This is a genomic window from Microbulbifer okhotskensis (genome assembly GCF_023895975.1).
Taxonomy (GTDB): Bacteria; Pseudomonadota; Gammaproteobacteria; order Pseudomonadales; family Cellvibrionaceae; genus Microbulbifer; species Microbulbifer okhotskensis.
On record NZ_JALBWM010000033.1, the window covers coordinates 1 to 13347 of the forward strand.

Annotated in this window: 9 protein-coding genes; 4 read left to right on the forward strand and 5 right to left on the reverse strand. The window is 49.5% G+C overall.

The window, feature by feature from the left end:
• Positions 1-137 precede the first annotated feature (137 nt).
• The gene (locus MO867_RS09690; protein ID WP_252466191.1) at positions 138-566 is read right to left on the reverse strand and encodes a hypothetical protein; all 429 of its coding nucleotides are present in this window, start codon (positions 564-566) and stop codon (positions 138-140) included.
• Positions 567-821: 255 nt separating this feature from the next.
• On the opposite strand from MO867_RS09690, the gene MO867_RS09695 reads away from it, so the two are divergent.
• Together MO867_RS09695 and MO867_RS09700 are read left to right on the forward strand one after the other, a co-directional pair.
• Positions 822-1427 carry an ABC transporter ATP-binding protein gene (locus MO867_RS09695; protein WP_252466192.1) on the forward strand — a complete coding sequence of 202 codons (606 nt, stop codon included), beginning with the start codon at positions 822-824 and terminating at the stop codon, positions 1425-1427.
• Complete coding sequence (locus MO867_RS09700) at positions 1424-2230, forward strand: ABC transporter permease (RefSeq protein WP_252466193.1); 807 nt, start codon at positions 1424-1426, stop codon at positions 2228-2230. The genes MO867_RS09695 and MO867_RS09700 overlap by 4 nt, the downstream gene beginning before the upstream one ends.
• Before the next feature lie 71 nt (positions 2231-2301).
• On the opposite strand, the gene MO867_RS09705 is transcribed toward MO867_RS09700, so the two are convergent.
• The 4 genes from MO867_RS09705 to MO867_RS09720 form a co-directional block, all read right to left on the reverse strand.
• Positions 2302-2607: a hypothetical protein gene (locus tag MO867_RS09705; RefSeq protein ID WP_252466194.1), complete on the reverse strand. Its 306-nt coding sequence runs from the start codon at positions 2605-2607 to the stop codon at positions 2302-2304.
• A gap of 287 nt (positions 2608-2894) precedes the next feature.
• Entirely contained in the window at positions 2895-3302 is a 408-nt protein-coding gene (locus MO867_RS09710; RefSeq protein ID WP_252466196.1) for a GFA family protein, read from the reverse strand.
• A gap of 78 nt (positions 3303-3380) precedes the next feature.
• A complete protein-coding gene (locus tag MO867_RS09715) occupies positions 3381-3758 on the reverse strand; it encodes a hypothetical protein (RefSeq protein WP_252466197.1) in 378 nt (125 codons plus the stop codon).
• 276 nt (positions 3759-4034) lie between these two features.
• The gene (locus MO867_RS09720; protein WP_252466199.1) at positions 4035-9230 is read right to left on the reverse strand and encodes a DUF748 domain-containing protein; all 5196 of its coding nucleotides are present in this window, start codon (positions 9228-9230) and stop codon (positions 4035-4037) included.
• A 259-nt stretch (positions 9231-9489) separates the two neighbouring features.
• Between MO867_RS09720 and MO867_RS09725 the strand changes: the two genes are divergently transcribed.
• Both MO867_RS09725 and MO867_RS09730 read left to right on the forward strand, forming a co-directional pair.
• Entirely contained in the window at positions 9490-11775 is a 2286-nt protein-coding gene (locus MO867_RS09725; RefSeq protein WP_252466201.1) for a selenide, water dikinase SelD, read from the forward strand.
• A 216-nt stretch (positions 11776-11991) separates the two neighbouring features.
• Positions 11992-13299 carry an NAD(P)/FAD-dependent oxidoreductase gene (locus tag MO867_RS09730; protein ID WP_252466203.1) on the forward strand — a complete coding sequence of 436 codons (1308 nt, stop codon included), beginning with the start codon at positions 11992-11994 and terminating at the stop codon, positions 13297-13299.
• Positions 13300-13347: the final 48 nt, after the last annotated feature.

Genomic DNA, 13347 nt, shown 5'->3' on the forward strand with positions numbered 1-13347 from the left:
ATATACGGCTGCTGCAGCAGCCTAAAGGGTGATGCACTTCAGAGTTGAATGCAGGAAATAGAAATTCTCACAATCAATTTAATAATAATTTAAGCACCCACCCCTCTTTCTCAAAGATCTCACGTCTCAACAAACTGCTACAGCATTATATCGCCAAAACCTTCAGCTACTTCTGTTTCCCTATAGCCTTTATGATATAGATCCAAATATACGTTATGCTCAATGACACCTTGATGTGTATCACAAAGAACCACATAAGAATCCAAAATGAAACCCCATGGCCCCATACCTGCACTTGAAGTTCGTTTGAATTCTGAGACAGGTTCGCCGTTGGTACAGACAAGCCGTGAGAGATACTCACGCTGCCCTGCTGGACCATCCGCCCTTACGGGATTTCCTGGGGAACCCAGCGGATGTTTTACAATCTCATCCAAGTCGGGCTCGATACAACTTACTCCTAGCATGAGTTGCTCTAGACCGCACTCGCTGTCGCTCTGAGTAACATTTTGATTCGCACATGCCGCAAGGGATACACAAAAAACAATAGATATTATTTTTTTTAGCATTACTGACTCCTTAAAAAAGAACCCCTGATTTCATCGCAATGATAAAAGTTGCAATAGGGGAAAAGTAATCTCATGTTTTTATGATATACAAAGAATGCAATCTCTTAGGTTGATATATTATGAACTATAGAGCCAAGTAAACCCTAATCCACATTTAAGCATCCACACAATACTAAATTTAACTAAATATATATCCTTCACGCAACCAGTCATTCTCAGGATAATCATTGGTATTGAATAATTACAGGGCTATCCATGCCAGAGCTCAAAGTCAAAGACCTTTCTATAGGTACCCTTGTTAGAATCAGTTTTAGCCTAAAACCAGGGCGGATTACATGTATATCCGGCCCCTCTGGATCAGGTAAAAGCCGCTTGCTTCGAGCCATTGCCGACCTGGAGTCACACGCGGGTGACATCCTCCTGGACAATAAACCCCAGGGCGCTTATCCCGCGCACCATTGGCGGCGCCGGGTCATATTGGTTCCTGCGCAAAGTGCCTGGTGGGGGGATACCGTCGGCGAGCACTTTCTCACGCCCATGCCCCGCGCTCTTCTGGCCCTTGGTTTTCCTGAAGACACAGAAAAGTGGCAGGTAAATCGGCTCTCGTCTGGAGAAAAGCAGCGGTTAGCTCTTGTTCGGGCACTGTCTTATAGGCCCCAGGCACTGCTCTTGGACGAACCTACGGCTAATTTGGACGTCGACACAACTCAGGAAGTGGAGCGGTGGCTTATCGCTCTTATTGAAAAACACCGGTACCCAACGATTTGGGTCGCGCACAGCCGGGAGCAAATTCAGCGGATTGCACACCGACATCTGACCATTGTTGGCGATCAATTAGAAGAACAGGAGATCCACCGATGAATGTGATCGACCTATCCTGGTGGCAGTTGTCACTGGCAGCAGGACTGGTACTCGCCCTAGCGGTTTGCACCCATATCGCACGACTACAGCTCGGCAAGTCACTGATTATTGCCGCCGTACGTACGGTTATTCAGCTCACCCTAATAGGGTTGGTATTGGATTCTCTGTTTGCCGTTGGCAGCTTACTTTGGGTCAGTCTACTGGCGCTGGCAATGCTGCTATTTGCCGGGCAACAAGTGGCATCCCGGCAAAAGTATCGTTTGCGCGGGGGCTGGAGCTTTGCCGTGGGCACTCTATCGATGCTGGTATCGGCCTTTTGTATCACCCTCTTATGTTTAGTCGTGCTGATTGCCCCCGAACCCTGGTATCAGCCCCAGTACTCTATCCCCCTGCTGGGGATGCTACTGGGCAATACCATGACCGGTGTTGCCTTGAGCCTGGACCGATTAACAGAAAGTATGCAGCGATCACGAGACATTATCGAAAACCGATTAATGCTGGGACAACCCTGGCAACAGGCCTGTCTGGAGTTTCGTCGAGATGCTATGCGCGCAGGACTGATGCCTACCATCAATGCCATGGCCGCCGCCGGGATAGTCTTTCTACCAGGAATGATGACTGGGCAAATTCTTTCTGGTACTTCACCTACGATAGCTGTGAAGTATCAAATCCTTATTTTATTTGCTATTGCCTCGGGCACCGGTTTCGGCACATTTATCGCCGTTACGCTGGCATCAAGGAAACTTTTTGATAAACGTGAGCGCCTGCGCACTGATCGCTTAATCAAAAGTAAAAGTCATTAATCAGTATGTAAGTATGACTGTCAAAGTTAGCAGGGAAATGCGCCGGCGTTAAGCCAGCGCATAATTCGCTGTTATCGACCCAGCAATAGAATAGCTGCAACCATAATCAGGCCAAGCAATAGAGCCCATACACCCCGCAACATCAGGGAGCGAGCATATTCAGCTTCCTTGTAGCGCAAAGCGTAGGGAATACCGGTAATAGGCCCGAGAACAATTGTTGTAATCCCCCATACCCAGCGCTTATTACCCAGTGCAGTCAGCGCCGCCATCAGCCCTCCAAACCAGCACAAGGTAACACCTATCACAAACACGACCAAGGCAATGATCGACCACCATTGGTTGGCCAAGAAAATTTCTACAATTTCGGTTTCAGTCATGGAATTTCGCTAGTCCGTATTACTATTTAGTTACAACTTCAACGCCCGGCAACTTCTTCTGAAAAAACTGCCGCGGCAAGAAATCAGAATACCCGCGCACAACCCCTTAGACACAAGGCAAGTACTGCCAATCCTGAGGATTTGATGGGTTATTCTGAGAGCTTGTATGGCCATGGGAGGGGCAAAGCAATACAGCCCTGAAACACTATAGTAACTCTAAATTGCTCTCAAAGCGTCAAACTAGCCATTGAGAACCACCGCCGCGCGGTGATAGTAAGTGCTCACACTCACGAGTATTCAGTGACTAATTCTAAGCCGGTGATATTTTGCGTGTCGTTAGCGAACTCATAGTAATCCGGCTTCTCATCAATGAATATTTGATGAGTCATCTTGGTATTTACTGGGAGATCAAAAATACCGGCTGGAACTGAGTACTGGGAAGTCTCCTTCAGGTGGTAAAACAAGTGGGAGCCACAGTTTGAGCAAAAGCCCCGCTCAGCCCACATCGAGGAATCAAACACCGTGACATACTCTTCCCCCGTGATTTCAACGCTGGTCTGGCAATCGACCGCCAATAAAGGGCCTCCATTCCACTTTTTACACATACCGCAGTGACAAACACCCAAGTTTTCTGAGGGCAAAGTGGCTTTAATTGTCACCGAGCCACACAGGCAGCTTCCCTGTACTTGTGTCATAAATTTTACCTAGCAACTACTTATAATTAGGATAAGAAAAAGTTTTATTGGTTAAAGATAGATTTCACTGAGATCAACTCAAGGTGAATATGCCTTACAGCGCCGCTTAAACCAACTTGTGCGCTTGATATGATTTACGGGACAGTTTTCCTGGCAACCATTGCCAAGCTCCTGCAAAGCGACCGCTTCAGGATAACGCGCAACGACATCCCCATTGACTATATGAGAATAGCCAGGCTCAGTAGAGGTGACCAGGTAGTGATTGTCCTTAGCTCCAACCAGCACTCTATTTCTTGCGAGAGCATAGACTTCATACTGCCATATTCCCCAAGCACGCCAACTATGCATAATCAAACACGTTGAAAGAGTTTTCAAAGGCTCTTGCTGCACTTTTATATCTGCAGCTTTAGAAAATAAAGGAGCTAGAAAAAACAATACAAAAAATAAAACTCGCATTTATATTCCCTTTTATTCCCTGACGCCCCAACAAAAACCCTTTAGAGGCATACCGCCCACTGAGCAGAATTCACTATGCCGAAACTTCACAGCTTGTTCAAGAGAATAAATTTAGTCATCACCGTTGTTTTGAGCAAGCCATAAATCCAATCTGGATTTGGCGTACCATTTCAAGTCTGTGCTTTTCACAATACTGAAGTAATATCGAAAGAAGTTTGCACACTGAAAGCGTCGATAGAGGTTTATCCGCAATGCCAAAAGCAGAAAATTTATGCGCTAATTTGAAAACTCAACCCTAGGATCACCAAAGTCCCGACCAATATAATCGGGGGCGCAGGAAATCAACTCTGAGGCCTGAATCCCTGCATCAATTAAGTATTTCTCAACTTCACGACTACGCGCCATCGCCAGCTTTTCGAGCTCATCGCGTAGTGATGGCGATGGATTTCGATAAAATTCTACTAATATTCTCCGGCTCCGGCTTAAACCCACAGCAGCATAGGGCTGCAGCGCCTGCCAATCCCGAGCATTTGATATACCACAGACACCAGGTCGCGTATCGGGATGCTCGTTCAAAATTACAACCATACGCTGCAACTGTGCCAAGGCAAGGTTATTTAACTTTGCACTTCCGGGCTCAAAATCAACCGCGTCAAACGATTTAACAGTAAACCGGCCCCAAGCAAATTTTGCCAGCAAGTAAATTCCATAAGGGGTAAAGTAGCTTACCAGCGCATCTATAACAGCTTTCTGCAGGAGTTCGCTAAATACAAAGCTGAATGAAAATTTTGGATCACGAATATTACCGCTCACTGGCATAGCAAATTTAATATTTCCCTGCCCATCCTTCAGCAACCACAAAGCAATATTCAGCGGAACAAATGTGGATTTAACCGGAAGTTGGTCATCCTTGCGCACCCGCCTAACTTTCAGCTTCTCCAACTTAATGTCGGCGAAACCATTAAGTTCATTCTCATTGACTTGAATATTGACCACGGCATCCGCCTGCCCTTGAAGAATTTTAAATCCCAGCAATTTCGCCATATAGGGCGTAGCTGGAATTAAATTCACGCTGGAAAAATATCCGGTAAGATCAGCATCCCACTTTTTATCCCCCAGGTAATCGATAGTCCCACCGATTTGCAGCTCTCCAAAACCACCAGGCCTACCATTCACTACCAACATAGCTGGCGGGTGTTCCGCCAAATTACTTAAATCGCTGAGATTAAAATTAATATCTCTCACGGGAAGGCGCGCTCGAAACTCATCCTGATGATCCACCCAGGTGAAGGTGCCATGTTTGAGATAGATATCTCCAATATGATATAGAAATGGCAACGTGTTTTCATTGCGCCTCCATGTATCTACACCCACGAACCCTCTCAGCTCATTAATCTCATTGATAATTGGTAACTTCCTGGATAGATCTCGCAAAAGAATAAATCGAGGACGTAAAAAATCGATAAAGCCAACATCTAGAATCTTCTGCTGCCAGTAGTAGCTAAACTCCTCCACCCACAGATATTTGAAATCACCAATCCAGTTATGGCGATCAAATTCAAGACTGTTTGCGCTTCGTTCAAAGAAATGGAAGTGAACAGCTTCACCGGACTCAAAGCGTATCCCTGTATTAGTGATTTGCAACTGAGACAGAATAATACTCTGGCCCTGAACCAGTTCCTCTCCTCTTGGTGAAAGCAAAACAATATCATTGATCCGTAGGGTGCTCAGCTCAGCCCCTTTTCCACGACGAAGTGTCCCTTCCAGCAGGAGGCTCGTAAATGCAAAGCAATGATCGCCATCGTCCAGATAGCCGCTGGGGAAACAACCTGAAATGTCGTCAAACTCCAATGCTTTGAAATCGACTCCCTGGCGATCAATATAAAGTTGCCCCGCTGTCATTCCGGATACTGACAGAAGTTTCAACGGCAGGTCTTGAGGGAAATTTTTCTCATGTAGCTGTACGTTGTTAAATCGAATACCCGATAGAATAAGTCGCCGCCCACCGGCTCCAGTTGAACTTTCTACTTTACCAACACTAAAAGCACCCAACTCATAACAGGGGGCCACAGCAGCATCCTTTACGAGCCCAGCGGGTAAACAACCTCTGGCACCGGAAGCTTGTGCCAAGGATTCCCCTTGAATGGCTATGTCATCAATCTCGAGTTTTGGAATTTTAACAGGGCTCATATTTTTTCTTGGAATTGACAACCCTGCCAATTGAATAGAGCCCTGTACCGACCAGGGATTGGACAAGTCTATTTTTTGTAGCCCGGGCATTGAAACTCTATCAACACCAAAGCAATGATAGGAATCCCCCACTATGGCACGCGCTAACCTTGACACAGTCACCGTTAGCCCACTCTCTTGTGTACAAACACGGATATTCTGAATATCCAGAGCGGATATTGTGAATGCTACTCCGCTATCCCAAGAAAAACTTTGCCAACTTAATTTTTGTAGTCCAGCCTGTAAAAAATTAACATCTTTTTGCCAAAAGGCTATCGGCTGGCTAGTTAATCGACCCAATTTCAGCTGTGGAACTGTTTTGTTCAAACCCAGCTTTACAGAGATGTCTTTAAAGCTCAACTGCTGAGTTTCAATACAGTCTGCTATTCCCGCCTTACTACGATCTTCGGGGAAAAACGTCCTTAGCCCACAAAATAGAATACCGTCAATATTCAAACCATAGAAGTTCAAGGTATCAGATGAAAATGCCATTCTCTCTGTTGAGATACTGCCCATTTGCCACAAGGGTACAGCTTTAATCTGCTTTTTAAACTCTATTTCATCAATTGACCAACCACTCTGACCAACAGAGTGAAAATTCCTACCAAATACACAGGCTGGTAACGATTTGTCGGATCGTACCAGCTTCGCTAAGCAGACAGTGAGGGTATCTGCGGCAATATTTTTTAGGGAGATCTTGGACTCTACACTATTTTTTTGTGACCAAAGTATCTCAAGCTCTGGCACTATTACACCCGCTATATCAACCGTTGCAATGCCCAGCCGATTGACCAATTTAATTTTTTCTATCGCAGAGTTATCCATATTGGCAGATGCGTACTGGGCGCCAGAATATAGATAAAAGTACTCTCCGAGAGACAATCCCCCTAACTCTGTGCAATGAATCTCCAGCAGCGTGAATTCCTGTTTACCAGGAAAACAGCTATTGAAATTACTCGCAGAGGCACCTGGCAAAGCGACATAGGTCAGCGCTTCGGGGAGGGAGTGATGTCGTACCCGGACAAGTGGTAATTTGATACCGGATAGATCTAGCAGCGTTTTCTCATCAGCCGTTTTCGCCAGCGCCCTGGCGACGGTGACCTCTTCAACTAAGAGATCTATTCCGTGCTGCCATGCCAAAAGTAGCGGAGCCTTTTGATGCAGTTCACGAATATTAAAACACACGGGCATTTCATCTGGCTCTTGACTACCACGATAAATAAGCCTTACCCAACCTTCAGTAAGGCATCCATCTAATTTTTTTAAAGCGCTTTTTTTTATTTTTAGATTGGGAATTTCGATCATCGCCAGTGCTAAGTCACCGGTATCTGGTTTAATTTCATCATCCTGTTGATTCAGCTTCCCTTTTTCAGCGCCACTGCTGTCTGCTCCAACGCCAGCGGGAATTCCAGGCAACGGGGTGCTCACCACCCAGGGGTTATCCGCCACCTTTCTTTTTATCAAACTCTCTCCGGTCTGCAGCTGTTGGAGCAACAGACCCTCCCCGGCATTCCCTGAGTCATTCAAGAGCAACCTCTGAAGCCTCAGCTGGCCTAAAATGGCATATCCCTCCTCCCCTCGCTGCCAGGCAAAGTGCCCTCGTCCTGCAAAGCTGTTTACCCGAGCGCATAGAGGCTGCCAAGTTGTGGGTAAAAAATCCCGGGGCAAACAACCGGAGAGAGATTGCAGGAAAAAATCCTGAATCGATAAGGGGCTATCTCTGGCAATAGTATCAACGGCCTGCCAGCGTAATTCCCGCAGCTTGGCCTGCGGCTGCCCTTTAGCACCTATCGAAAATTGCGCTAGCTGTAGCGGGCCACTGGATAGCCCCCAGCTGATATCACGCTCCTCAGAGCCAAAACGAAAATCAAACTGCTCACTGCTTTGCAGGCCTTGCATAGCAACGCAATAATCAGGCTTTTGCCAGAGTTCGCTTGGCACACAACCGTTGGCGCTCTCGATGGCAAGGTGCTCAAAAGAGAGGACTCGGGTGACAGCATCAAACTGCAGTGGCCCAAATAGACCCTCTTCGGCCTTGAGTGGATTGGGGCGTGGTTGCGCCATATCCAGCAAGTAACCCCGGCTGATTGCACTGGCTCCGGTATTAATTTTTAACCGGTGGGTCCAATCGAAGACAGTGGCCTGTGACAGACTTAAGTCGCCAGCTCGAAGACAAAGGTGTGAATTGGTGTTGCGCAAATGCCGGGGACACCAGTCAAACGCCTCAGCATAGCCGCGCTGCCACTGCAGGCGTTTCATCGGACGTAAAAAGTCAAAGTTGCTTATGCTGATCTTCGTCGCTCGCCAGTCCTGCCAGCGCTGATCACTGCGCCGCAGCACCACATCTTCTCCGTTTAGCTGCTGCCAGCGCGCGAGCGCTTTGCGACCAAACTCAAACTTTAGATTCCCTTCGGCCTGCAGGTGCCGCGCTGCGGCACAGTGACCGATCAATCGCTGTAATCCCTGAATAGCATCAGCCCATCGTTGCGGTGGGCAACCGGAAAAATACTCTGCGTTTAGTTCATCCGCGCCCGTTTGCAAGCTCGGCCAGAGAAAGCTGACCGTTTTACTATGCAGGCTGCCTATCACCGTATTGTATGGAGTAATCCCCTTCTCCCAGGCCAATAGGTCATGCAGCTGCATATTGCCAACATCAATATCTACGTGGAGAGGCATATCGCCCTTGCGCCAAAGATCCAGCTGGAAGTTATCTGTGTGCAGATCGCCGATAGACGCACAGGTTGCTGTGGGCCAAATGGGTTTGTGTAAATAACAGATCTCGCTATCGCGTATGCGAGCCCAATCAATCGACAACTCTAAATCCCGGTCTTTTCCTTTACCGCCCCCAAGATTCCACCCTCCCACCTCCCAGATACGCGCCAACTGACCGGGAGTGGATTGCAAATCCATGTAGGCACCACTCACAGAGGCTTTAGGTAAATGCACACGCCCGCGTAGGAGTTGCCACCAGCTGTAGTCGAGCATTACTTCCCGTGCCGAAAAGCCTCGCCCCTCAGCATTCTCGGCTTTTACGCCCAGGGCAATGACCCGGAGATCCAGCAGTGACACACGTAAATAACTCACCTGGAAATCCAGACCGCGCTGCTGCAACCAATGCTGTGTTTTTTCCCTCAAAGTATGCGCTGCCCACAGTTGCACCACTGCCACCAGCATCAATACGGCTATCAGCCCCCACAGTATGCGGCGAAACAGGACACTTGGAGAATCGGGCTCTGGGGGCATTAGAATTAAGCGCCGGGAAATGAATTTTATGCTGGGTGCAACTGCATTTAGGCCCATACAGTAAAGACCAGCACCTGGGGATTTTTTTACCCTGGCGCCACTATCCGCGATAATAGCCAGCCACGTCGCTCATTCGGTCGCACTCATAGATGAACTGTCTACTATTTATCCATAAGTGGCATTGCGCGGCGCGGGAATTTGGGAAGCCAGGATGGATTACCGCCTCTCATTTTTACTTTTACCCAGCCAGTGAGTGAATATGCAGGAGCACCCAAACTATCAGGATATCCTTTTGGTCGGCGGCGGCCATAGCCACGCTATTGTGCTGCAGATGTGGGCCATGAACCCCCTACCCGGTGCACGCTTGACCCTAGTATCCCCCCAAGTACAAACCGCCTATTCAGGCATGCTACCCGGCATGGTAGCGGGCCACTACTCACTGGATGACACTCATATCGATCTCGCCAGGCTTTGCCGGGCGGCTGGTGCACGCTTTATTCAGGCATGCGCTCATGGGATTGATACCAGCGCCCGCACCGTATCCCTACTCGGCCGGCCGCCGCTAGAATACGACCTCCTGTCACTCGATGTCGGCGCCACTCCCGCCCGTGAACTACCCGGCTCCGAACTGGCGATACCGATTAAACCCATTGGACACTTCTACCGCTTCTGGCAAAAGCTGCAAAAACAGGTGGCAGACAACAGCTCCGACTTACGACTGGGTATTGTTGGCGGTGGAGCTGGCGGCTGTGAGCTGGCGATGGCAATGGCCTTTGCATTGAAAACTGCCGTTAAAACCGGACAGGTACAGATTCACCTCATTCATGGTGCCGATGCCATCCCCCAGGGCTACCCAGCGATGGCACGCAAGTTGGTAGTCAAGGCGTTGGAAAAACTGGGGGTTCAGTTACATCACAATTGGCCCGTGAGTGAAATTACCGAGCAAGGCGTAGTGAATGACTGCGGCAGCTGTCTGCCCCTGGACCAAGTTCTATTGACCACTGATGCCTGCGCGCCACCCTGGCTGGCAAATTCAAAGCTTTGCTTGGATAAAAAAGGTTTCGTCCTGGTTGATCAAACACTGCGTGCCCAAGACCAGGAGAACATTTTTGCCGCAGGTGATGTCGCCTGTTTCGCACCTGAGCCATTACCTAAAGCCGGTGTTTATGCAGTTCGCCAGGGCCCCGTTTTATTCCATAATCTGCGTGCGTCGTTAACCCGACGCCCATTGAAGCGCTACCACCCACAGAAAGATTTTCTCAGCCTACTTTCCTGCGGGGACAGGCAGGCCGTCGCCGTACGCAATGGCCTGGCCGTCTCCGGTAATCTCCTGTGGCGCTGGAAAGATCATATTGACCGCGTATTTATGCAGCGCTTCAGCGGGCTGCCCATATCGATGGATGGCGCCGCTCCGACACAGTCCCGCGAAGTCGTAAACCAGCGTTCAGGCATCTCCCTTTCTCCTATGCGCTGCAATGGCTGTGGAGCAAAAGTCGGGGCTGATATCCTGCGCCGTACACTGGAAACACTACCGGAGCAACACTCGGAATACCTGCTTCGGGGGGTCGGTGATGATGCTGCAGTTATGGACATCCCTTCCAACCATTTACTGGTACAAAGTTCCGATCAACTGCGCGCACCGGTCGATGACCCCTGGCTATTTGGCCGGCTCGCCGCGCTGCATGCTTTATCTGACCTGTTTGCCATGAATGCTCGCCCCGCTAGTGCACAGATACTGGCTACGCTACCCGCCGCCGCAGAGGAAATTACCCAGCGCGATCTGCAGCAACTGCTCGCAGGTGCCATCCACGAACTGAATCGCCACCATTGTGCCCTGTCTGGCGGACACACGGCTGAAGGTGCCGAAATGCTAATGGGCCTCACAGTTAATGGCCTGGCCGAGCGAGAACAGATTCTGGAGAAAACCGGTGCCCGTAGAGGGGATTGTCTGATCCTCAGTAAACCCCTGGGCGTGGGCACTATCCTGGCAGCAGAAGGTGCTGGGGAGGCCCGCGGCCTATGGTTACAACAAGCTCTGGAAACCATGCTGCATAGCAATGCGGATGCGGCGGAAATCTTTGCCCGACACGGTGCCCGCGCACTGACGGATGTCACCGGTTTCGGGTTGCTGGGCCACTTGTTGGAGATGCTCGGCCCCGATGGACTCAGCGCAACACTGATTGCCGATAACCTGCCTTTAATTTCTGGTGCTGCTACCTGTGCAGAGCAGGGATGGCTCTCCAGCCTGCAACCACAAAATGCCAGTGCTTACGCATTTGTACAAAATCCCCAGGAGTGGCAAGCACTTCCGCACTGGTCACTTATCACCGATCCACAGACCTGCGGGGGGCTCCTGGCGGCTGTTCCGGTCAATCAGGCCGAAGCCTGCGTAGCAGCGCTATTACAACGGGGCTACGCCCAGGCTTCGATCATTGGTGTGGTGGCGGGCTCACAGACATCGGAAGTCAGTATACATTTGCGCGGCAACGCCGACTGGCGTGCACTTATCTCGCAAGATAGCGAATCCGTTCAAACTCAGGCGTAGGGGGTTTGATCAACTAGCACTATATAGACCCGTTAAGGCTGTGGGATTTTAAGCACACTGCTATGGGTACCATACCCGCTTTATAGACTTGTCATCTATTTTCTATCGCGACATACTGGCGCTAGAAAAAACGTCGGTGAGCGATATTGCCGACACAAAAAAAGGTCTTCACAGATTGGGGAGTCGGGTTTTAGTAATCGACAGGAAGACCCTATCATGAAGAAAATTGTTATAGTTGGCGGCGGTGCCAGTGGCTTGCATTTAGCGACGCGGCTCGGGCAGTATTTTTCTTTTACGCCCTGCTTAAGGCGCCAGCGAAAATTCCCCATCGCACAAGTCACACTTGTCGATAAAAATCGTACCCACCTCTGGAAACCACTGTTACATCAAGTGGCCTCCGGTGCATTGGATGCCAATGTGGATGCGCTGAACTACCAAGTACACGCCCGCACCCATGGCTATGAATTTCAACTTGGCAGTCTGAAATCTCTCAACCGCAAGCGTAAGATCATAGAGCTGGAGGCCGTCAATGACGAGGGTGGCAACGAACTGGTACCTGAGCGCGAGCTTGAGTACGACTATTTGGTATTATGTATCGGTGGGCATAGTAACGATTTCCATATCCCCGGAATAAAAGAGCACTGTGCCTTTCTCGATAGCAGTAATGAAGCACAACAATTCCACCAAAATCTTCTCAATCGTTTCTTGCGCTTGGAAACCCGCGTCGACAAAAAATTACAGGTTGCGATTGTCGGTGGCGGCGCAACGGGTGTTGAACTATCTGCAGAGTTGGTCGATGCCGTAAAGCTGGTTGGCAACTATGGACGCATCCGCCCGAACGCCATGGAAATTACTCTGATTGAAGGGGGGGATCACTTGCTTCCCGCTCTTCCAAAACGTATCGGCAATAATGCCGAGCGGGAACTGGCCAAGATGGGAGTCAAAGTTCTTACCGGTCACCATATTGCCGGCGCGACCCAATCCGGGTTGACCACTTCTTGCGGCAGGGAAGTTCCGGCGACTATTCGGGTATGGGCAGCCGGGGTAAAAGCACCGGAGTTTCTCACCCGCCTGAATGATCTCAATACAAACCGTCTCAACCAGATCGAAGTGGAGACCACCCTGCAGACCCAGACCGATCCCCACATTTTTGCAATGGGAGATTGCGCCAGCTGCATCGATAGCAATCATCAGCGCGTACCACCGCGAGCCCAGGCAGCGCAACAAATGGCAACCTTGGTCGGCGAGAATATTATCGCCCTGCTTGAGGATAAACCACTGCATCATTTTTACTATCGCGACCGCGGCTCACTGGTATCCCTGAGCCAGTACACTGCTATCGGTAACTTGATGGGCGCACTGGTAAAAGGCAGCCTCACCGTTGAGGGTCGCCTTGCGGGTCTCGCCTACCGCTCCCTCTACCGGATGCACTTGGCAGCCGTACACGGCTGGCCACGGGCAATGCTGCTCTACCTGATTGGACAGGCCAATCGGTTCGTAAAACCAAAACTCAAAATGCATTAAAGTAAAATATACCCGTATATTCTCAATACAAAATATACTCGTGCAAAT

Excerpts from the sequence above, each read along its gene's own strand:
- MO867_RS09690 (WP_252466191.1), bottom strand. The coding sequence starts at position 566 with ATGCTAAAAAAAATAATATCTATTGTTTTTTGTGTATCCCTTGCGGCA.
- MO867_RS09695 (WP_252466192.1), top strand. The coding sequence starts at position 822 with ATGCCAGAGCTCAAAGTCAAAGACCTTTCTATAGGTACCCTTGTTAGA.
- MO867_RS09700 (WP_252466193.1), top strand. The coding sequence starts at position 1,424 with ATGAATGTGATCGACCTATCCTGGTGGCAGTTGTCACTGGCAGCAGGA.
- MO867_RS09705 (WP_252466194.1), bottom strand. The coding sequence starts at position 2,607 with ATGACTGAAACCGAAATTGTAGAAATTTTCTTGGCCAACCAATGGTGG.
- MO867_RS09710 (WP_252466196.1), bottom strand. The coding sequence starts at position 3,302 with ATGACACAAGTACAGGGAAGCTGCCTGTGTGGCTCGGTGACAATTAAA.
- MO867_RS09715 (WP_252466197.1), bottom strand. The coding sequence starts at position 3,758 with ATGCGAGTTTTATTTTTTGTATTGTTTTTTCTAGCTCCTTTATTTTCT.
- MO867_RS09720 (WP_252466199.1), bottom strand. The coding sequence starts at position 9,230 with ATGCCCCCAGAGCCCGATTCTCCAAGTGTCCTGTTTCGCCGCATACTG.
- MO867_RS09725 (WP_252466201.1), top strand. The coding sequence starts at position 9,490 with ATGCAGGAGCACCCAAACTATCAGGATATCCTTTTGGTCGGCGGCGGC.
- MO867_RS09730 (WP_252466203.1), top strand. The coding sequence starts at position 11,992 with ATGAAGAAAATTGTTATAGTTGGCGGCGGTGCCAGTGGCTTGCATTTA.